Origin of the sequence: Citrobacter sp. Cpo126 (assembly GCF_030332445.1) — a bacterium.
Classification (GTDB): Bacteria; Pseudomonadota; Gammaproteobacteria; order Enterobacterales; family Enterobacteriaceae; genus Citrobacter; species Citrobacter portucalensis.
On record NZ_JAOWHT010000037.1, the window covers coordinates 221,664 to 242,299 of the forward strand.

Genomic DNA, 20,636 nt, shown 5'->3' on the forward strand with positions numbered 1-20,636 from the left:
TCGAATTTATGATCACCATCACGAAGGTAATTTAACGGCAGGTAGAGCCGCGCACGATCAGCTCGCCGGAGAAGACCTGCTCCTGAATGGCCGCAGAGCCGCCATCGATCCGGCGCACAACCTGCTCAACGGCGGTGTAACCAATCTGCCAGGTGGGTTGTTTCAATGTGGTAATACCAACGCCCGCCAGCTCGGCCCATTCCAGCTCGTCAAAACCGAGTAGGCCAATGTCGCTCCCCCAGTTGAGGCCAATGCGTTTCAGGGCGCGGGCTACTTGTAGCGTGAGGGCACCGTTGGCAGAGATAACGGCTTTGCGCATTCCACGATGCTGCTGGTGAAACTGGCGCAGGGTGTCGTCCAGTTGCGTATTGTCCGTGAGCGGGACTTCGGCATTTTGCGCGATCACGCCGGGGTATTGCGCGAGCGTGGCACGAAAAGCGCTCAGGCGTTCGCGGCGGGTATTCACCATGCCGAGTGGTTCGCTGAGGAACAGGATGGCTTCAAAACCTTGTTCGACCAGATGTTCGGTGGCAACCGTTGCCGCCTGGGTGTTATCCAGCCCGACCATATCACAGGCGAAATCGGGAATTTTACGGTCAATCAGCACCATCGGCAGCGCAGACTGTTGCAGGCGGTTCAGCCCCTCTTCGCGCATCCCGACGGCGTTGACCACAATCCCTTCGACCTGGTAGCTGCGCAGCAGGTCGAGATAATGCAGTTCCTGATCCACTTCGTTGTTGGTGTTACACACCAGCGGGGTAAAGCCTTTATCGCGACAGGCAGCTTCAATACCACTTAGCACGTTGACGGAGTAGGGATTAGTAATATCGGCGATGATCAGGCCAATCAGGCGGGTACGACCATGTTTCAGGCCTCTTGCCATCAGGCTGGGACGGTAGTCGAGATCGGCAATGGCTTGTTCAATGCGGGCCAGCAGCGCGTCGGAAAGCAGGTGCTTTTCACCGTTGAGATAACGTGAAATGCTGGTCTTGCCGGTTTTTGCAGCTTTCGCCACATCGCTGATGGTTGCCCGTGTTGATTTGCTCATCGCTGATTTCCCTGAATTTGGTGACAACACCTTAACGCGAAAATCAACGATGGCAAGTGCTTCATGCCGGATGGATACGGTCTGCTTCCATCCGGCACAAAACGTTACTGGATCGGGCTTAAGGTAATTTCTACGCGGCGGTTTTGCGCTTTACCTTCCGTTGTGCTGTTGCTGGCGATCGGATTTGCCGGGCCCATACCCTGAGTGCGGATGCGGTTAGCTGCGACCCCTTGAGTGATCAAGGCGCTGGCTACGGAGTCTGCGCGCTGCTGTGACAGACGCATATTCAGATCCTGGCTGCCGGTGCTGTCGGTGAAGCCCAGCACGTTGACGGCGGTTTTATTGTACTCTTTCAGTACCATCGCCACGCCGGTCAGGGTGTTAGCACCCGCAGGCTTCAGGTTGGCACTGCTGCTGTCGAAGGTGACGTTGTTTGGCATGTTCAGAATGATGTTATCGCCACTGCGCGTCACGCTGACGCCCGTTCCCTGCATTTTTTCGCGCAGTTTCGCTTCCTGCACGTCCATGTAATAGCCGATACCACCGCCAACGGCCGCGCCAGCCGCTGCGCCAATCAGTGCGCCTTTGCCGCGATCTTTCTTCGAAGAAGAGAGTGCGCCAATGCCCGCGCCGACCAGAGAGCCAATACCTGCGCCAATGCCGGATTTACCCGCTTCGCGTTCGCCGGTGTAAGGGTTTGTTGTGCAGCCAGAAACCGCCAGGGCGCCGCTCACGATGGCAGCAATAACAAATACACGTTTCTTCATCTTAATTCCTTAATGACTTTTTCTTCTTTGCCACAGCGACCGTGGCGGTTGATTATGACGTGTGAACATGAAGAAAATTCCAGGGAAGACTCTGAAATTTGTAAGTAACATTGAACGGCATAATAAATAATCCGTCACATCGCATTCAGGAGCGCCATCTTGGCTAATTCACCCGCACATTACTCGGTGTTAACCGCCGCCCACTGGGGACCAATCCTCGTCGACACTGATGGTGAGACGGTTTTCTCCTCGCGTGGCGCGCTGCCCACCGCTCATCCCAACTCTTTGCAAACCGTGGTGCGCGACCAGGTTCACAGTAAAACGCGGGTACGTTTTCCGATGGTGCGTAAAGGGTTTCTCGCCTCGCCGGAAAACCCACAGGGCGTACGTGGGCAGGATGAGTTTGTTCGTGTCAGTTGGGACGACGCGCTGAATCTTATCCATACGCAGCATAAACGCATCCGTGACAGCTACGGCCCGGCCTCAATTTTTGCCGGTTCGTACGGCTGGCGTTCCAACGGCGTGTTACACAAAGCGGCGACCCTGTTACAGCGTTATATGGCGCTGGCGGGCGGTTATACCGGGCATCTGGGGGATTACTCGACGGGGGCTGCGCAAGCGATCATGCCGTACGTGGTGGGCGGGAACGAAGTTTACCAGCAGCAAACCAGCTGGCCGGTGGTGCTGGAGAACAGCGAGGTGGTGGTGTTGTGGAGCGCCAATCCGCTGAATACCCTGAAGATTGCCTGGAACGCGTCCGATGAGCAGGGCCTCGCGTACTTTGAGGCATTGCGCGACAGCGGTAAACGGTTGATCTGTATCGATCCGATGCGATCGGAAAGCGTCGATTTCTTTGGCGATAAGATGGAATGGATTGCCCCGCATATGGGGACCGACGTAGCGCTGATGCTGGGCATCGCGCATACGCTGGTGGAAAACGGCTGGCATGACGAGGACTTTCTCTCCCGGTGTACTACCGGATATGACCGTTTTGCCGACTATCTGCTGGGTAAATCTGACGATGTTGCAAAAACGGCAAAATGGGCGGCAGAGATTTGTGGCATTCCGGCAGCGAAGATACGCGAACTTGCAGCGATATTTCACCAAAATACCACCATGCTGATGGCCGGATGGGGCATGCAGCGCCAACAGTATGGCGAGCAGAAACACTGGATGATTGTCACCCTGGCCGCCATGCTCGGACAAATCGGGACGCCAGGCGGCGGTTTTGGGCTGTCGTACCATTTTGCCAACGGCGGCAACCCAACGCGCCGGGCTGCGGTGCTGGCTTCAATGCAGGGCAGCGTTAAAGGCGGCACCGACGCGGTAGATAAAATCCCGGTGGCGCGAATTGTCGAAGCGCTGGAAAATCCCGGCGGTTTTTACCAGCACAACGGCATGGACCGCCATTTCCCGGACATCCGTATGCTGTGGTGGGCGGGTGGCGCTAACTTCACCCATCATCAGGACACTAACCGTTTAATTCGCGCCTGGCAAAAACCGGAGCTGGTGGTCATCTCGGAGTGTTTCTGGACCGCAGCAGCAAAGCATGCTGATATCGTGCTGCCAGCAACCACCTCCTTTGAGCGTAATGATTTGACCATGACTGGCGATTACAGCAACCAGCACCTGGTGCCGATGAAGCAGGTCGTACCGCCGCAGGACGAAGCGCGAAATGATTTTGATGTCTTTGCCGAGCTGAGTGAGCGCTGGGAAAAGGGCGGATATGAACGGTTCACCGAAGGTAAAAGCGAACTGGCGTGGCTGGAGACTTTTTACAATATTGCCGGGCAACGTGGGGCCAGTCAGCAGGTGACATTGCCGCCTTTCGCCGAGTTTTGGCAGCGCAACGCCCTGATCGAAATGCCGGAAAACGCCGCCAGCGCACAGTTTATCCGTTTTGCGGATTTTCGCCGCGACCCGCAGGCGCATCCGCTGAAAACGGACAGCGGCAAAATTGAAATCTACTCCGCGAGGATTGCAGGTTACGGCTACGCGGACTGCGCGGGACACCCGATGTGGCTGGAGCCGGATGAGTGGTTCGGTAACGCTGAACCGGACCAGCTACAGCTACTTTCCGCCCACCCGGCGCACCGTTTGCATAGTCAGCTTAACTACAGTGCGCTACGGGAGCAGTACGCGGTAGCGGATCGTGAGCCGATAACGATTCATCCGCAGGACGCCCACGCGCGCGGCATTGCGGATGGCGATACGGTCAGGGTGTGGAACCAGCGCGGGCAAGTTCTGGCGGGCGCGGTGGTGACGGCGGGTATTAAACCCGGCGTCATCTGTATTCATGAAGGCGCCTGGCCTGATTTGGATCTCGCAGCGAACGGTATTTGTAAAAATGGCGCCGTCAACGTGCTGACCAAAGATCTCCCCAGCTCGAAGCTGGGGAATGGCTGCGCGGGCAACACCGCGCTGGCGTGGCTTGAAAAATATAGCGGACCAACGTTGGCGCTTACGGCGTTTGATCCGCCTGCCAGCCCATAATCCACGTGGGGTGGTGAGTCTCTTCCTGCCATGCGCCGTCTTCAATACGAAAACCCAGCGCATGGTAGAAGTTCACCGCTGATTGATTCTTCTGGTATACCTCAAGGCTGAGTATTGAAAAGCGCTGCTGGACATGCTGCACCAGCGCTTTGCCGATCCCGCTTCTGATGGCGGCAGGTGCGACAAACAGCGCGCCGAGAAAGCGGTCGTCAATCACGCTGGCAAAGCCTTTGAGCTCGCCTTCTTCTTCCCAAACCCAGGTTTGCGCGGCTGGCAGATAAACATCCCGCACCACGGATTCACTTTCGCGCCAGTAGCGCTCTTCGATAAATGGATGGGCATGGATTGTGCTTTCCATCCACAGCGCCAAAATTGACGGCAGATCTTCAGCCTTGGATTCACGAATCATGTTGTTCTCCCGGATAACAGATGCAGCTGGTGACATGGTCGTTGACCAGGCCGCACGCCTGCATAAAGGAGTAACAAATGGTGGTGCCGACAAACTTAAATCCGCGTTTTTTTAATGCTTTAGACAGCGCGTCTGACGCAGGCGTGGAGGTGGGAATATCGCTCAGATTGGCGGCGTGAGTCACTTGCGGTTGGTTATCAACAAATGACCAGACGAATTCGCTAAACGACTCTCCGTTTTGCGCCATCGTCAGAAAAGCGCGAGCGTTGCCGATAATGGCCTGAATTTTTCCGCGATGACGAATAATGCCGGCATCCAGTACCAGCCTTTCCACATCCTCTTCGGTCATGGCCGCCACTTTTTCCGGGTCAAAATGGTGGAAGGCGTGGCGATAGTTTTCCCGTTTCTTGAGCACGGTAATCCACGATAACCCGGCCTGCTGGCCCTCAAGGCAGATCATTTCGAACAGCTTTTTACCATCGGTTTCGGGGACGCCCCATTCCTTGTCGTGGTAGGCAATGTAAAGTGGGTCCTGGCTGACCCATCCGCAACGCTGCATATTCTTCCTCGCTGTTTTTACTGGCGTAAAAATTTCATTCGGCCCGCCTTGACGCGCCAGCTAAAAAGACAATATTTAATACAGGGCCTGATGGGCCCAATATCCTTCACACAATGACAATAATATCGCCGAATTCGGCTCTTTTCTGGAGTCGCGTTGATGATTATAAGAAACGGTAGTGGTCGCCAAAGGTTAACTCTGGCGAGCGTTGTAGTTTGTGCGCTGTCCATCAATACAGCATATGGCTGGCAACAAGAATATATCGTTGATGCGATGTCAGGGCATACGGCTGAACGTTATACATGGGACAGCGATCACCAACCACGTTATAACGACATTCTGGAAGAACGTATTCGTTCCACTCAGAACGTGGCGGGTCCCGTGGTAAATCTGGCGGATGAGACGCCTATGGATGCGACCAGCGGCATGAGTATGGGCTGGAACTTCCCGCTTTCAAGGCAGGTGACAACTGGTCCGGTTGCCGCGCTGCATTATGACGGTTCAACCACATCTACTTACAACGAATTTGGCGATAGCGCGACGTCGGTAACGCAGAACGATCCGCTGTGGCATGCCAGCGTGAGTTCGTTGGGTTGGCGAGTCAATTCGCAGTTCGGTGATGTGCGTCCGTGGGCGCAAATCAGCTATAACCAGCAGTTTGGCGAGAATATCTGGAAGGCGCAGTCGGGTCTCAGCCGCATGTCAGCAGCGGGTCAGGATGGTAACTGGGTGGATGTCACCGTCGGTGCAGATATGCTGTTGAACCCGCACATGGCGGCTTACGCGGCGCTTTCGCAGGCGGAAAACAGTACCAACAACAGCGACTATATGTACACCATGGGAGTGAGCGCCAAATTTTAACGTAAGTAATCAGCATATAAACATCTTGATTACATGTTGAGATCAACAATCACACGCACTCCAGCGATAGCGTGTACTAACTCATGCGATAAAATTCAGTAACCCGACTTTTTGTCTCGTCATTCATTCCGCATTCCAGGCATTTCATTCCGTCCTGGCGGCATTTCATGCCGTTTTCTCCTGCTCATAAAAGCGCTTCGGTATGGTTGTTGGCAGAGAATTTCCCATTTTGTTTATGCAGGAAGACTGCCATGAAAACTTCTGATTATCAGCGTACCCGCTGGCTGACACTGATCGGCACCATCATTACCCAATTTGCTTTAGGTTCTGTTTATACCTGGAGCCTGTTTAACGGTGCGCTCTCTTCTAAGCTTGATGCGCCGGTGAGTCAGGTTGCCTTTTCCTTTGGCCTGCTGAGCCTCGGGCTGGCAATTTCTTCTTCCGTCGCCGGGAAACTGCAGGAACGTTTTGGCGTGAAACGCGTCACCATGGCCTCCGGTATTTTACTGGGTGTCGGCTTCTTCTTAACCGCCCACTCTGACAGCCTGATTATGCTGTGGCTGAGCGCCGGTGTATTGGTCGGTCTGGCGGATGGCGCAGGCTACCTGTTAACACTTTCCAACTGTGTAAAATGGTTCCCTGAGCGTAAAGGGCTGATTTCCGCCTTTGCCATCGGTTCTTACGGTCTTGGCAGCCTCGGTTTTAAATTCATCGACAGCCAACTGTTGAGCACTGTGGGTCTGGAAAAAACCTTCATGATTTGGGGCGCGATTGTGCTGGTGATGATCGTCTTTGGCTCCACGCTGATGAAAGACGCGCCGAATCAGGAAGTGAAAACGAAAAATGGCGTGGTTGAGAATGACTACACCCTGGCGCAGTCCATGCGTAAACCGCAGTACTGGATGCTGGCAGTGATGTTCCTGACGGCGTGTATGAGTGGGCTATATGTGATTGGCGTGGCGAAAGATATTGCGCAAAGCCTGGCGCATATGGATGTGGCAACGGCGGCAAATGCGGTTACCGTCATTTCTATCGCTAACCTGTCAGGTCGTCTGGTTCTGGGGATTCTGTCCGACAAAATCTCTCGTATTCGCGTTATCACCATTGGGCAGGTCGTTTCGCTGGTCGGTATGGCGGCACTGCTGTTCGCCCCGCTGAATGATGCGACCTTCTTCGCGGCGATTGCCTGTGTAGCATTTAACTTTGGCGGTACCATCACCGTGTTCCCGTCACTGGTGAGCGAGTTCTTCGGTTTGAATAACCTTGCTAAAAACTACGGCGTCATTTACTTAGGTTTCGGTATCGGCAGCATTTGTGGTTCCATTATCGCCTCGCTGTTCGGCGGTTTCTATGTGACCTTCTGCGTTATCTTTGCGCTGTTAATTATCTCGCTGGCACTCTCCACCACCATCCGCCAGCCACAGCGTAGCGTATATACCGAGGCGCACGCCTAAACCTATTAGTAGTCTGATTAATACCTGGCGCATATATTTACAAAAATATATGCGTCATTTGCATTCTCCATAAGCACTTTTTCCCCCTCCTGTGGTCTACTTACCCGCGCCCGTAGACATTTCACTTCTGCTGTTGTCGCATTTTCCCCTGCCTGGTCTGTTTGACTACTGCTCAGGGTGTTTTAATCCCGATTCCCAGGGTTTGTTTGCATGAGATATATTAAGTCGATGACGCAGCAGAAACTCAGTTTCCTGCTGGCAATCTATATCGGTTTGTTTATGAACTGTGCTGTATTTTTCCGGCGCTTTAGCGGATATGCACACGAGTTTACCGTCTGGAAAGGACTCTCTGCGGTTGTTGAATTAGCCGGCACTGTGCTGGTGACCTTCTTTTTACTACGACTTCTCTCTTTATTTGGTCGGCGCGCCTGGCGTGTCCTGACAACGTTAGTGGTGCTGTGTTCTGCCGGTGCCAGCTATTACATGACCTTCCTGAACGTGGTAATTGGTTACGGTATTATTGCCTCCGTAATGACCACGGATATTGATTTATCGAAAGAAGTGGTTGGCTGGCATTTTGTCGTGTGGCTGGTTTCGGTCAGCATTTTACCGTTGGTTCTGATTTGGAGTAATCGCTGCCGCTATACCCTGATGAAACAGATACGTACGCCTGGCATGAGATGGCGCAGCGTGGCGGTAGTTTTACTGGCTGGTCTGATGGTATGGGTCCCGATTCGCCTGCTGAGCATGCAACAGAGAAGCGTTGAGCGAGCAACGGGAATCGATTTACCCAGCTATGGCGGGGTAGTGGCGAATTCCTATCTGCCGTCAAACTGGCTCTCCGCGCTGGGTCTGTACGCCTGGGCACAGGTGGATGAATCCTCAGACAACAAATCGTTGATGAACCCGGCGAAGAAGTTTACCTATGTTGCCCCCAAAAACCTCGACGACACCTATGTGGTCTTTATTATCGGCGAAACGACCCGCTGGGATCATATGGGAATTTTTGGCTATGAGCGCAATACCACGCCAAGGCTCGCCCAGGAGAAAAATCTGGCCGCCTTCCGTGGATATTCCTGTGATACGGCAACCAAACTTTCGCTGCGTTGCATGTTTGTGCGTGAGGGTGGGGCAGAAGAAAACCCGCAGCGTACTCTGAAAGAACAAAACGTCTTCTCCGTGCTCGGCCAGTTAGGGTTCAAGACCGATCTTTACGCGATGCAAAGCGAGATGTGGTTCTACAGTAACACCATGGCGGAGAACATCGCCTATCGTGAGCAGATTGGCGCAGAGCCGCGCAACCGTGGCAAGAACGTTGACGATATGCTGTTGATTACCGAGATGCAGCAGTCTCTGCAAAATAATGAAGATGGTGGCAAACATCTGATTATTCTGCATACCAAGGGCTCGCATTTTAACTACACCCAGCGCTATACCCGTGATTATGCGCAGTGGAAGCCGGAATGTGTCAATGTTGATAGCGGTTGCTCGAAAGCTGAGATGATCAACTCATTCGATAACTCGGTAACCTATGTTGATCACTTTATTACCAAAGTATTTGATCAACTACGTGATAAGAAAGCGATCGTGTTTTACGCCGCCGATCACGGTGAGTCGATTAACGAGCGCGAGCACCTGCACGGTACGCCGCGTAAAATGGCGCCACCTGAGCAGTTCCGCGTTCCTATGATGGTGTGGATGTCTGACAAATATCTGGAAGACCCCGACCATGCGAAGGCGTTTGCACATCTGAAGCAAGAAGCTGATATGAAGGTGCCGCGTCGTCATGTGGAACTGTACGACACCATTTTGGGTTGCCTCGGTTATACCTCGCCAAATGGCGGTATTAACGAGAATAATAACTGGTGCCGTATCCCGGACGCGAATAAGGCGACAGCCCAGTAACTGAGCTGCTGACTTTCTCGCCGATCAAATGGCATTTTGATACTAAGGGATTGACGGGCGCGCAGCTGAGCAGTAAGATGCGCCCCGCATTCGGTGATTGGCGCAGCCTGGTAGCGCACTTCGTTCGGGACGAAGGGGTCGGAGGTTCGAATCCTCTATCACCGACCAAATTAGAAAAGCCCGCTCTCTGAGCGGGCTTTTTGCATTTGTGGCTTTTGTAGGCCTGATAAGCGAAGCGCCATCAGGCAAAACATCACGCTATAACAGACACTGCCGGATGCGGCGCAGGCGCCTTATCCGGCCTACAGGCAAAGCGCCATCAGGCAAAACATCACGCTATAACAGACACTGCCGGATGCGGCGCAGGCGCCTTATCCGGCCTACAGGCGAAGCGCCATCAGGCAAAACATCACGCTATAACAGACACTGCCGGATGCGGCGCAGGCGCCTTATCCGGCCTACAGGCGAAGCGCCATCAGGCAAAACATCACGCTATAACAGACATTGCCGGATGCGGCGCAAGCGCCTTATCCGGCCTACAGGCGAAGCGCTGGCAGGGCGTATTTTTTGTTTTTCCGACCCCACGTTTGACCTTCATTTTATCTGCAAAAATTGTGCACCACTTCCCACTGACTGTTAACGATTCTGTGACATATTCCATTGCCTTTTTTTATATTTGCTTGAAACTTTTTTTGCGCTACTTATGGCTGAAGCTGGCATTTTCCGCTGTGCGTTTTAACGTTCATGGTATTAATCGCTCAGATATGCAGCATTAATTTAGAAAGTTTGAATAAATTGCATAAATGTTAATCACCAAATGTTGCGAAATATGAAGATGTTTATTCTGGCATAGTACGCGTAGCACAAATTTCCCTGCTGAAAATGTCCTTCCGCACTTTTTTTAATCTTTGTTTGTGAATTCTCACCGTTGGCGTAAATCACGGTGACCTGTATTGACGTTTTCACATTCTGTTGACAGATTGTAGGGTATGAGGGGCATTTCATGGAGAATCCGCACTGCAACTCAGTCGCTTATGTGAACGGAATCCCCATCCTCTTAACGCCGACCCGGCCGGGTAAAAAACAAAAAAGGCCAGGCGGTGCAAACCCACTGCAAAGGGTAAAACAACAAACATCACATTGGAGCAGAAGAATGAGTATTTCCTTGAAGAAGTCAGGGATGCTGAAGCTTGGTCTGAGCCTGGTGGCTATGACCGTCGCAGCAAGCGTACAGGCTAAAACTCTGGTTTATTGTTCAGAAGGATCTCCTGAAGGCTTTAACCCGCAGCTTTTCACCTCTGGCACCACCTATGATGCCAGCTCCGTACCGATCTATAACCGCCTGGTCGAGTTCAAAACCGGTACGACTGAAGTGATTCCGGGCCTTGCTGAGAAGTGGGAAATCAGCGAAGACGGCAAAACCTACACCTTCCACCTGCGTCAGGGCGTGAAGTGGCAGGACAACAAAGAATTTAAACCGACGCGCGATTTTAACGCCGATGACGTGGTGTTCTCTTTCGATCGTCAGAAAAATGCCCAGAACCCGTACCATAAAGTCTCTGGCGGCAGCTATGAATACTTCGAAGGGATGGGTCTGCCGGATCTGATCTCCGAAGTGAAAAAAGTGGACGATAAAACCGTTCAGTTCGTGCTGACTCGCCCGGAAGCGCCGTTCCTGGCTGACCTGGCGATGGACTTCGCTTCTATTCTTTCCAAAGAATATGCTGACAACATGCTGAAAGCCGGTTCTCCGGAGAAAGTGGATCTGAACCCAATTGGTACCGGTCCGTTCCAGCTGCAGCAGTACCAGAAAGACTCCCGTATTCTGTATAAAGCATTCGAAGGTTACTGGGGCACCAAGCCGCAGATCGACCGTCTGGTCTTCTCCATTACGCCTGACGCTTCCGTGCGTTACGCCAAACTGCAGAAGAACGAGTGCCAGGTGATGCCGTACCCGAACCCGGCAGACATCGCGCGCATGAAGCAGGATAAAAACATCAACCTGATGGAGCAGGCGGGTCTGAACGTGGGCTACCTCTCTTTCAACACCGAGAAGAAACCGTTTGATGACGTGAAAGTCCGTCAGGCGCTGACCTACGCGGTAAACAAAGAAGCGATCATCAAAGCGGTTTATCAGGGCGCTGGCGTTGCCGCGAAAAACCTGATCCCGCCGACCATGTGGGGCTATAACGACGACGTTAAAGACTACACCTACGATCCTGAGAAGGCTAAAGCGCTGCTGAAGGAAGCTGGTCAGGACAAAGGCTTTACCGTTGAGCTGTGGGCTATGCCGGTACAGCGTCCATATAACCCGAACGCACGTCGTATGGCAGAAATGGTTCAGGCTGACTGGGCGAAAATTGGCGTTCAGGCCAAGATTGTGACCTACGAGTGGGGCGAGTATCTGAAACGCGCCAAAGCGGGTGAGCATCAGGCGGTGATGATGGGTTGGACCGGTGACAACGGGGATCCGGACAACTTCTTCGCGACCTTGTTCAGCTGTGCGGCAGCGAAAGACGGTTCTAACTACTCTCGCTGGTGCTACAAGCCGTTTGAAGACCTGATCCAGCCGGCGCGTGCGACCGACGATCACAACAAACGTATTGAACTGTACAAGCAAGCTCAGGTTGTTATGCACGACCAGGCTCCGGCTCTGATTGTTGCTCACTCCACCGTGTACGAACCAGTGCGTAAAGAAGTGAAAGGCTATGTGGTTGATCCATTAGGCAAACACCACTTCGAAAACGTCTCTGTCGAATAATTAAAAGCAATTAAGGAAGCGCTGCGCCCCGGTGTTGTGTAGGCCGGATAAGCGCAGCGCCCTCCGGCGTAATGCTTTACCCGCGATGCAGTTTGCGTGGGATAAGATTTGTGAGCAATACAGACTCACGGTTCCAGGCCGTGCGTCATTAGAGAGAATCCGGGTTATGTTGCAGTTCATTCTCCGACGTTTGGGACTCGTCATCCCCACGTTTATCGGTATCACTCTTCTCACCTTTGCCTTTGTCCATATGATCCCCGGCGATCCGGTTATGATCATGGCGGGTGAACGTGGGATCTCCCCTGAGCGTCATGCTCAACTGTTGGCTGAACTCGGTCTGGATAAGCCGATGTGGCAGCAGTACCTCCACTATATCTGGGGGGTTATGCATGGTGATTTAGGTATCTCACTGAAAAGCCGCTTACCGGTGTGGGAAGAGTTCGTACCTCGCTTCAAAGCAACGCTGGAACTCGGCGTCTGCGCGATGATTTTCGCCGTCGCAGTGGGTATCCCAGTGGGTGTACTTGCTGCCGTTAAGCGCGGCTCCATTTTCGATCACACGGCAGTTGGCCTGGCGCTGACCGGTTACTCTATGCCGATTTTCTGGTGGGGCATGATGCTGATCATGCTGGTTTCCGTGCAGTTGAACCTGACGCCAGTTTCTGGGCGGGTGAGCGACATGGTGTTCCTTGATGATTCCAATCCGCTAACCGGCTTTATGCTGATCGACACCGCCATCTGGGGTGAAGAGGGCAACTTTATTGATGCGTTGGCGCATATGATCCTGCCTGCGATGGTGCTGGGTACCATTCCTCTGGCGGTCATTGTGCGTATGACCCGTTCATCGATGCTGGAAGTGCTGGGTGAAGATTACATCCGTACCGCGCGCGCCAAAGGCCTGACCCGTATGCGCGTCATCATTATTCACGCTCTGCGTAACGCGATGCTGCCCGTGGTGACCGTTATCGGCCTGCAGGTTGGTACGCTGCTGGCCGGGGCGATTCTGACCGAGACCATCTTCTCGTGGCCGGGGCTGGGGCGCTGGCTGATCGATGCGCTGCAACGCCGCGATTATCCGGTGGTGCAGGGCGGGGTGCTGCTGGTCGCGACGATGATTATCCTCGTCAACCTGCTGGTAGACCTGCTGTACGGCGTGGTGAACCCGCGTATTCGGCATAAGAAGTAAGGGGCCATCATGTCACAGGTTACTGAAAATAAAGTTATTGCTGCACCGGTGCCGATGACTCCGTTGCAGGAGTTCTGGCACTATTTTAAACGCAACAAAGGTGCGGTTGTTGGGCTGGTGTACGTTGTGGTGATGATCCTGATTGCGGTCTTTGCCAACGTCCTCGCACCCTACAACCCGGCAGACCAGTTCCGCGATACGCTGCTGGCTCCTCCCGCGTGGCAGGACGGCGGTACCATGGCGCATCTGTTTGGTACTGATGATGTAGGCCGCGACGTGTTGTCCCGCCTGATGTACGGTGCGCGTCTGTCGCTGTTGGTCGGCTGTCTGGTGGTAGTACTCTCCCTGCTGATGGGCGTGGTTCTTGGGCTGATCGCCGGTTACTTTGGCGGGATTGTTGATAACGTCATCATGCGTGTGGTCGATATCATGCTGGCATTGCCGAGCCTGTTGCTGGCGCTGGTGCTGGTGGCGGTATTTGGCCCCTCGATTGGCAACGCCGCGCTGGCGCTGACGTTCGTGGCATTGCCGCACTATGTCCGTTTGACGCGCGCCGCCGTGCTGGTGGAGGTTAACCGCGACTACGTCACAGCATCTCGCGTGGCGGGAGCCGGCGCGATGCGCCAGATGTTCGTCAACATTCTTCCTAACTGTCTTGCGCCGCTGATTGTTCAGGCGTCGCTTGGCTTCTCTAACGCCATTCTCGATATGGCTGCCCTCGGCTTCCTGGGGATGGGCGCACAGCCGCCTACGCCGGAATGGGGCACCATGCTCTCTGACGTTCTGCAGTTTGCCCAAAGCGCCTGGTGGGTTGTGACCTTCCCGGGGCTGGCGATCCTGTTGACGGTGCTGGCATTTAACCTGATGGGTGACGGTCTGCGTGACGCGCTCGATCCCAAACTGAAGCAGTAAGAGGTTCGAGATGGCGTTATTAAATGTAGATAAATTATCGGTGCATTTCGGCGACGTAGGTTCCGAATTCCGCGCCGTAGACCGCATTAGCTACAGTGTGAATCAGGGTGAAGTGGTTGGCATTGTAGGAGAGTCCGGCTCTGGTAAGTCCGTCAGCTCGCTGGCGATTATGGGACTGATTGACTACCCAGGCCGCGTTATGGCCGAAAATCTGGAGTTTAATGGTCGTGACCTGAAGCGCATTTCTGAGAAAGAGCGTCGCCAGTTAGTGGGCGCGGAAGTGGCGATGATCTTCCAGGACCCGATGACCAGCCTTAATCCCTGCTATACCGTCGGCTACCAGATTATGGAAGCCATCAAGGTGCACCAGGGCGGCAACAAAAAAACGCGTATTCAGCGGGCAATTGACCTGCTGACGCTGGTGGGGATCCCCGATCCGGCCTCACGTCTGGATGTATATCCTCACCAGTTGTCCGGTGGGATGAGCCAGCGCGTGATGATCGCGATGGCGATAGCCTGTCGTCCGAAACTGCTGATTGCCGACGAACCGACAACGGCGCTGGATGTGACTATTCAGGCGCAGATCATCGAGCTACTGCTGGAATTGCAGCAAAAAGAGAACATGGCGCTGGTCTTAATCACGCACGATCTGGCGCTGGTGGCTGAAGCGGCACACAAAATCATCGTGATGTACGCCGGCCAGGTGGTAGAAACCGGAGCCGCGCAGGATATTTTCCGCGCGCCGCGTCATCCTTACACCCAGGCGCTGCTGCGTGCGCTGCCTGAGTTTGCTCAGGATAAAGCACGTCTGGCCTCGCTGCCGGGCGTGGTTCCCGGGAAATATGACCGCCCGAGCGGCTGTTTGCTGAACCCACGCTGCCCCTATGCGACCGACAAATGCCGCGCTGAAGAACCTGAACTGAACCTGCTGGAAGGCGGTCGTCAGTCGAAATGCCACTACCCACTTGATGATGCCGGGAGGCCTGGGCTATGAGTACGCAAAAGGCCGCTTTGCCACAGCCGCTGTTGCAGGCTATTGATCTGAAAAAACACTACCCGGTGAAAAAGGGCATGTTCGCCCCGGAGCGCCTGGTGAAAGCGCTGGACGGCGTCTCCTTTACCTTAGAGCGTGGTAAAACGCTGGCGGTGGTAGGCGAGTCGGGCTGTGGGAAATCCACCCTTGGCCGCCTGCTGACGATGATTGAAGTCCCGACCGGCGGTGAGCTGTATTACCAGGGACAGGATCTGCTTAAGCACGACCCGCAGGCGCAAAAGCTGCGTCGGCAGAAAATCCAGATTGTATTCCAGAACCCGTACGGTTCCCTGAACCCGCGTAAGAAAGTGGGGCAGATTCTGGAAGAGCCGCTGCTGATCAACTCCACGCTCAGCAAAGAGGAGCGTCGTGAAAAAGCGCTGGCGATGATGGCGAAAGTGGGGCTGAAAACCGAACACTACGACCGCTATCCGCATATGTTCTCCGGCGGTCAGCGTCAGCGTATTGCCATCGCTCGCGGTCTGATGCTTGACCCGGACGTGGTGATTGCCGATGAACCGGTCTCAGCGCTGGACGTCTCGGTGCGTGCGCAGGTGCTGAATCTGATGATGGATTTGCAGCAGGAACTGGGGCTGTCATACGTCTTTATCTCGCACGACCTGTCGGTGGTCGAGCACATTGCCGATGAAGTGATGGTGATGTATTTAGGCCGCTGCGTGGAGAAAGGGACGAAGGACCAAATCTTCAATAATCCGCGTCATCCGTACACGCAAGCGCTGCTCTCCGCAACGCCGCGTCTGAACCCGGACGATCGCCGTGAGCGTATCAAGCTGACCGGTGAACTGCCAAGCCCGCTGAATCCGCCGCCGGGCTGCGCGTTTAACGCCCGCTGCCGTCGTCGCTTTGGTCCGTGTACCCAGCTTCAGCCGCAGTTGAAAGATTACGGCGGTCAACTGGTGGCGTGTTTTGCCGTTGATCAGGATGAGAATCCACAGCAATAAACCTGGGTTATGACCCGATAACCGGAGCCTTGTGCTCCGGTTTTTTTATATTTTCTCTTTACGTCCACAATGTGAGTCCTTTGGCAGAACATTATTCCACAGCGTCTAGAATGTAGTCAGATTTCCTCTAGTCACAGAAATATCTATTTCGCAGTTGCTAACTACCAGGAGCAAATGTGGTCACGATACGCTGGGATATTAAAACAATTGATCGTCTGTCGATGGTTGAGGATGTCCTGAAGGAGTTTTCCTGCTGTGATATCAATATCATCTCCATGAAAGTCACGCCTGGGCGGATCCTGATTAAATCCTGGTGCCGCCAGCTACAGGATATTTCCTGTGTGCAATCCTGTTTAAGCCAGCGCGCCGATATTATTCATGTCGCTTACCTCTGTGAGGAGATAAGTGAGCTGTCAACGCCGGAGCCGGAACGGCCGCGCTATTTCTCTGACATTATTTGCAGCAGCCAGAGCATGCACGCGCTTATCGAAAAGGCGATAAAAATTGCCGACAGCAAATATACCGTTCTGATCCGTGGCGATACGGGGACCGGTAAAGAGCTGCTGGCCCGGGCTATCCATAATTCCGGGCAGCGACGTTTTTATCCGTTTATTCCGGTCAACTGCTCTGCGCTACCTGAGTCGCTAATGGAGAGTGAATTCTTTGGCTATGAGAAAGGGGCTTTCAGCGGCGCGGATTGTAAAGGCAAAAAAGGGCTGTTTGAAATGGCCGATAAAGGCACCCTTTTTCTCGATGAGTTTGGCGAAATGTCGTTGAGCTTACAGGCTAAACTCCTGCGCGTGCTTCAGGATGGCGGGATTCGGCGCGTTGGCGGAGCGCATATTATTCCGGTCAATGTGCGCATTATTGTGGCAACCAATGCCAATCTGGAAGAGATGGTAGAACAACGTCTGCTGCGCGCCGATCTCTATTACCGCATCAACGTGCTTTCACTGACCATTCCACCTTTGCGCGAGCGTCCACAGGATATCAGCCTGCTGATTCGCCACTTTGTGCAGAAATACGCAAAGGAATTCCAGCGGCGGATCATTCTGGATAAAGCCTGTTTTGATGCCCTGCACCATCACACCTGGCCGGGAAACGTGCGCGAACTGGAAAATACCATTATTCGCCTGATGCTGATGGCGGAATCCGATGTTATTACGCGGGAAGAATTAGGGATGGTGAATTTGCCTGCCGTTGAGCGGGGCGCGACAGAACGTCCTTTTAAAGAGCAGGTTCTCTGCGCTGAACGCCAGCTCATTGAACAGATGGTGGAAGATAATGTGTCGTCACGGCATATCGCCAAAGCGCTGGGTGTGTCGCACACCACGGTGCTGAATAAAATTCGCGGCTATCAGCTGGAGAGTGTGGGTTAAGCGCCGCCAGCGTCTGACGGCGCGATATACATGGGTTATTCAATCAGCTTCAATAAGGGCGACAGGCACAGCAGAATTCCGTACAGCAGGATCAACCAGGTTTTCAGTCCGCGCAGTTTTTCCAGTTGCGTTACTTTATAGATCAGGAAGAACGGAATAATACACGACACAATCCCGTAAAGCGGGCTACCTAACTGGAAGAACACCAGTACCGATACGCGAAATGACACCCAAATGACCAGGGTGATAACAATAAAGGTGCAAATACCCAGCGTAAGCACCAACGGATTAATTTTCTCAACGTCAATGACGCGGCTCAGAACGTTGAGAATAATACCTTTGATCGCTTCGTGGAATCCCAGATAAATACCAAAGAACGCGGTTAATACGGCGAAGATATTTAATACCGTTGAGGTGATATGAATAATCTGCCCAGGAATGACCTGAGCCGCCAACGCCAGTGCTGAAATATTTTGTTCGAAAGCCGAAACGGCCTCTTCATGGCTAATGGAAAAGGTAAAAGAGAAGGAGAAAAACAGAATGACAGCAATCAGAGTAATGTAACTGATGCGATGCGTACGGATTGCCATACGCGTAGCCAGCACCCGGTCCGCCACCCGTTTGCGGTAGGCGATGTTCATTGGGTTCAACACCTGAATAAACACCGCTGAGAAGAAGCAGAACGGGATGGTTAGCAGTACATCACGAAAGAAGACCGATGCTTCAGGGAAGGCGCTGATATTAGCGAAGTTCCAGTGCGGAACCATCGCAAAACCAAATACGATGATGATACCCACTTTGACCACCACCATCGGGCCGGAGATTTTGAACAGCAGCTTTTCTCCCCCGGAAGCAATGGCGACCAGCACGGCAAAAATGGCCACTTTATAGATTATCGACTGCGAAAGATCGGCCTCGGTCAAGCCGAAGGTTTTGATATATGAGGCGCTGTCAAAAACCACGGATAAGGAATAAATAAATATGCCGTGAATAATCATCAGAAAATAGATGACGCCAAGAAATACGCCCCAGTTTTTTCCCAGATAATGACTTATAATATCCGTGTAGTCATTACAGGTTTCGCTTTCTGATAATGTTTTTAAATAAATATCCTGCACAATATAAGTTGCCGGATAAGCAATAATAAAGGCAACGATAAATACCCAAATGCCTGTTAAGCCAATTTGTACCGGCATCAGTACCGTTCCGGCACCAATGGCCATGCCGATGCACAGTAATACCCAGCCAAAATCGTATTTCGTAAACGGTATTTTTTTTGAGAATGGTACGGCGGTTGCTGTATTGTTGCTTAATTGTAATGTGTTGTCCTGCATAGAACCCCCTGCCCAAAATACACGTTCTCCCCGAAAGAGGATCGCGTGTATTGCCAGACTGTTGTGCCTTGATTCTCAACAACCTGAACCGAACGACGTCGGTTCAGGCCATATTGGTCAGAATGTTGCCTTTCTGATGGCGTGTTCAAGGTCGTTAATAATATCTTCTGGATCTTCAAGACCCACAGAAAGACGGATAAGCCCGTCGGTAATACCTGCTTTGAGCCGTTCCTCAGGTGCAACGGGCGAATGTGTCATAGACGCTGGGTGCTGAATGAGGGTTTCGGTATCACCGAGACTGACCGCGAGGAGGCACAATTCTACAGAATTGATCATCCGCCTACCAGCCTCGAGGCCGCCGGCGATTTCGAAGCTGATAATTCCACCTGGCAGGCTCATTTGCCGCTGGCCCAGCTCATACTGCGGATGCGAAGTCAGGCCAGGATAATACACCCGAGTAATAGATGGATGCCCTTCGAGGAAGCGGGCGATTTTCAGCGCATTTTCACAGTGGCGTTCCATACGAATGCCCAGCGTTTTAACGCCGCGCAGTGTTAACCACGCATTGAAAGGACTCATGCAGCCGCCGGTGATATCTTTCAGGCCTACAAACCGCGCCTGGTCGATAAACTCCTGCTTACCAACAATGATGCCGCCAATCACATCCCCGTGACCGTTGATATATTTGGTGACGCTGTGAACCACAATATCCGCGCCCAGTTGCAAAGGCTGCTGACAGTACGGCGACATAAAGGTGTTATCCACCACCAGCAATGCGCCCTGTTGATGGGCGATACCGGCAACCGTTTCAATGTCGACCAGCGACAGCGTTGGGTTGGCGGGCGTTTCGATATACACAACTTTGGTTTCTGGTCGCATGGCGGCGCGGATTTCTTCAGGCTTTGCCGCGTCGACAAAGCTGACGTTAATCCCAAACTTCGGCATGCTGTGCGACAAAAACGCGTGGGTGCAGCCGTAAATCGCGCTGGCGGAAACGATATGGTCACCCTGCTGGCAAAGCGTCAACAGCGTTGTGGTGATAGCAGAAATACCGGACGCGGTTGCCAACCCGGCTTCACCTCTTTCCAGTACCGCCAGCTTTTTCTCCAGCGCATCGGTGGTGGGGTTACCCAAACGGGTGTAAATGTACCCGGACTCTTCGAGCGCAAAGCGGGCGGCACCTTGTTCGGCGCTGTCAAAAACAAACGTTGAGGTCTGGAAAATAGGCGTACTAAGCGCGCCAGTTGAAGGGTCGGGTTGTTGCCCCGCGTGAACGATCTGGGTGTTGAATCCGTAAGTACGACAGTCAGACATGATATCTCCTTTAATTCGGAACAGAACAGCTCACAGTCAAATAGCAATCGCTGTGCCAGAAAATGAACTGATAGATATCAATGTGTTATGTTTTTGTCTGAACGAATGGTCGGCAGGAATATTGCCAACTGGCAAGAATCTTTCCAGCGTGCTGGTAAGAAAATGGGTGAATTGCGAGGCGCTACGCAGAGCGCAATATTGCGCAGTGATATGGCAAGTGGGCTGCCGTAGAATCAGCGGCAAGCCGGGAATTCCCGGT

Annotated in this window: 16 protein-coding genes and 1 tRNA gene; 11 read left to right on the forward strand and 6 right to left on the reverse strand. The window is 53.1% G+C overall.

Annotated features, from left to right (window positions below; translation table 11 throughout):
- Positions 1-31 precede the first annotated feature (31 nt).
- Both OGY17_RS17735 and OGY17_RS17740 read right to left on the reverse strand, forming a co-directional pair.
- Positions 32-1,048 (reverse strand): LacI family DNA-binding transcriptional regulator, encoded by a 1,017-nt coding sequence (locus OGY17_RS17735; protein WP_048215331.1) that lies wholly within the window; start codon positions 1,046-1,048, stop codon positions 32-34.
- A 104-nt stretch (positions 1,049-1,152) separates the two neighbouring features.
- Positions 1,153-1,815 (reverse strand): OmpA family lipoprotein, encoded by a 663-nt coding sequence (locus OGY17_RS17740; RefSeq protein ID WP_048215332.1) that lies wholly within the window; start codon positions 1,813-1,815, stop codon positions 1,153-1,155.
- Positions 1,816-1,974: 159 nt separating this feature from the next.
- On the opposite strand from OGY17_RS17740, the gene OGY17_RS17745 reads away from it, so the two are divergent.
- Complete coding sequence (locus tag OGY17_RS17745; protein ID WP_048215333.1) at positions 1,975-4,308, forward strand: molybdopterin guanine dinucleotide-containing S/N-oxide reductase; 2,334 nt, start codon at positions 1,975-1,977, stop codon at positions 4,306-4,308.
- Here OGY17_RS17745 and OGY17_RS17750 read toward each other — a convergent pair.
- Together OGY17_RS17750 and tag are read right to left on the reverse strand one after the other, a co-directional pair.
- On the reverse strand, positions 4,277-4,717 hold the full coding sequence (locus OGY17_RS17750) for an N-acetyltransferase (protein ID WP_003827401.1): 441 nt from the start codon (positions 4,715-4,717) through the stop codon (positions 4,277-4,279). The two genes, OGY17_RS17745 and OGY17_RS17750, sit on opposite strands and share 32 nt — an antisense overlap.
- On the reverse strand, positions 4,707-5,276 hold the full coding sequence (tag, locus tag OGY17_RS17755; protein WP_103014702.1) for a DNA-3-methyladenine glycosylase I: 570 nt from the start codon (positions 5,274-5,276) through the stop codon (positions 4,707-4,709). Before tag ends, OGY17_RS17750 begins: the two co-directional genes overlap by 11 nt.
- A gap of 159 nt (positions 5,277-5,435) precedes the next feature.
- On the opposite strand from tag, the gene OGY17_RS17760 reads away from it, so the two are divergent.
- The 10 genes from OGY17_RS17760 to OGY17_RS17805 all read left to right on the forward strand — a co-directional run bounded on the left by OGY17_RS17760 (position 5,436) and on the right by OGY17_RS17805 (position 17,729).
- On the forward strand, positions 5,436-6,137 hold the full coding sequence (locus OGY17_RS17760; protein WP_048227291.1) for an autotransporter outer membrane beta-barrel domain-containing protein: 702 nt from the start codon (positions 5,436-5,438) through the stop codon (positions 6,135-6,137).
- 251 nt (positions 6,138-6,388) lie between these two features.
- Positions 6,389-7,591 (forward strand): L-lactate MFS transporter, encoded by a 1,203-nt coding sequence (locus OGY17_RS17765; RefSeq protein WP_020996062.1) that lies wholly within the window; start codon positions 6,389-6,391, stop codon positions 7,589-7,591.
- 210 nt (positions 7,592-7,801) lie between these two features.
- On the forward strand, positions 7,802-9,496 hold the full coding sequence (gene eptB, locus OGY17_RS17770; RefSeq protein WP_032945323.1) for a kdo(2)-lipid A phosphoethanolamine 7''-transferase: 1,695 nt from the start codon (positions 7,802-7,804) through the stop codon (positions 9,494-9,496).
- A 91-nt stretch (positions 9,497-9,587) separates the two neighbouring features.
- Positions 9,588-9,664: transfer RNA gene (locus OGY17_RS17775), tRNA-Pro, on the forward strand.
- A 985-nt stretch (positions 9,665-10,649) separates the two neighbouring features.
- Positions 10,650-12,257, forward strand: coding sequence for a dipeptide ABC transporter periplasmic-binding protein DppA (gene dppA / locus OGY17_RS17780; RefSeq protein WP_003827414.1), 1,608 nt, complete (start codon positions 10,650-10,652; stop codon positions 12,255-12,257).
- A gap of 166 nt (positions 12,258-12,423) precedes the next feature.
- Positions 12,424-13,443, forward strand: coding sequence for a dipeptide ABC transporter permease DppB (dppB, locus tag OGY17_RS17785; protein ID WP_032945322.1), 1,020 nt, complete (start codon positions 12,424-12,426; stop codon positions 13,441-13,443).
- A 9-nt stretch (positions 13,444-13,452) separates the two neighbouring features.
- Positions 13,453-14,355, forward strand: coding sequence for a dipeptide ABC transporter permease DppC (dppC, locus tag OGY17_RS17790; RefSeq protein WP_048215338.1), 903 nt, complete (start codon positions 13,453-13,455; stop codon positions 14,353-14,355).
- A 10-nt stretch (positions 14,356-14,365) separates the two neighbouring features.
- The gene (gene dppD / locus OGY17_RS17795; RefSeq protein ID WP_003024317.1) at positions 14,366-15,349 is read left to right on the forward strand and encodes a dipeptide ABC transporter ATP-binding protein; all 984 of its coding nucleotides are present in this window, start codon (positions 14,366-14,368) and stop codon (positions 15,347-15,349) included.
- Complete coding sequence (gene dppF, locus OGY17_RS17800) at positions 15,346-16,350, forward strand: dipeptide ABC transporter ATP-binding subunit DppF (protein ID WP_003827418.1); 1,005 nt, start codon at positions 15,346-15,348, stop codon at positions 16,348-16,350. Before dppD ends, dppF begins: the two co-directional genes overlap by 4 nt.
- Before the next feature lie 176 nt (positions 16,351-16,526).
- On the forward strand, positions 16,527-17,729 hold the full coding sequence (locus OGY17_RS17805; protein WP_048215339.1) for a sigma-54 interaction domain-containing protein: 1,203 nt from the start codon (positions 16,527-16,529) through the stop codon (positions 17,727-17,729).
- Between the two features lie 35 nt (positions 17,730-17,764).
- Here OGY17_RS17805 and OGY17_RS17810 read toward each other — a convergent pair whose 3' ends face one another.
- On the reverse strand, positions 17,765-19,063 hold the full coding sequence (locus OGY17_RS17810) for an aromatic amino acid transport family protein (protein WP_043018665.1): 1,299 nt from the start codon (positions 19,061-19,063) through the stop codon (positions 17,765-17,767).
- A 117-nt stretch (positions 19,064-19,180) separates the two neighbouring features.
- Positions 19,181-20,377, reverse strand: a complete 1,197-nt coding sequence (gene megL, locus OGY17_RS17815) for a methionine gamma-lyase (RefSeq protein WP_008786414.1) — start codon at positions 20,375-20,377, stop codon at positions 19,181-19,183.
- Between the last annotated feature and the right edge of the window lie 259 nt (positions 20,378-20,636).

Bases quoted from the DNA above. Each gene is read 5' to 3' on its own strand.
- OGY17_RS17735 (WP_048215331.1), bottom strand. From the start codon at position 1,048: ATGAGCAAATCAACACGGGCAACCATCAGCGATGTGGCGAAAGCTGCA.
- dppC (WP_048215338.1), top strand. From the start codon at position 13,453: ATGTCACAGGTTACTGAAAATAAAGTTATTGCTGCACCGGTGCCGATG.
- tag (WP_103014702.1), bottom strand. From the start codon at position 5,276: ATGCAGCGTTGCGGATGGGTCAGCCAGGACCCACTTTACATTGCCTAC.
- megL (WP_008786414.1), bottom strand. From the start codon at position 20,377: ATGTCTGACTGTCGTACTTACGGATTCAACACCCAGATCGTTCACGCG.
- dppF (WP_003827418.1), top strand. From the start codon at position 15,346: ATGAGTACGCAAAAGGCCGCTTTGCCACAGCCGCTGTTGCAGGCTATT.
- dppB (WP_032945322.1), top strand. From the start codon at position 12,424: ATGTTGCAGTTCATTCTCCGACGTTTGGGACTCGTCATCCCCACGTTT.
- OGY17_RS17760 (WP_048227291.1), top strand. From the start codon at position 5,436: ATGATTATAAGAAACGGTAGTGGTCGCCAAAGGTTAACTCTGGCGAGC.
- OGY17_RS17750 (WP_003827401.1), bottom strand. From the start codon at position 4,717: ATGATTCGTGAATCCAAGGCTGAAGATCTGCCGTCAATTTTGGCGCTG.
- dppD (WP_003024317.1), top strand. From the start codon at position 14,366: ATGGCGTTATTAAATGTAGATAAATTATCGGTGCATTTCGGCGACGTA.
- eptB (WP_032945323.1), top strand. From the start codon at position 7,802: ATGAGATATATTAAGTCGATGACGCAGCAGAAACTCAGTTTCCTGCTG.
- OGY17_RS17765 (WP_020996062.1), top strand. From the start codon at position 6,389: ATGAAAACTTCTGATTATCAGCGTACCCGCTGGCTGACACTGATCGGC.
- dppA (WP_003827414.1), top strand. From the start codon at position 10,650: ATGAGTATTTCCTTGAAGAAGTCAGGGATGCTGAAGCTTGGTCTGAGC.
- OGY17_RS17810 (WP_043018665.1), bottom strand. From the start codon at position 19,063: ATGCAGGACAACACATTACAATTAAGCAACAATACAGCAACCGCCGTA.
- OGY17_RS17740 (WP_048215332.1), bottom strand. From the start codon at position 1,815: ATGAAGAAACGTGTATTTGTTATTGCTGCCATCGTGAGCGGCGCCCTG.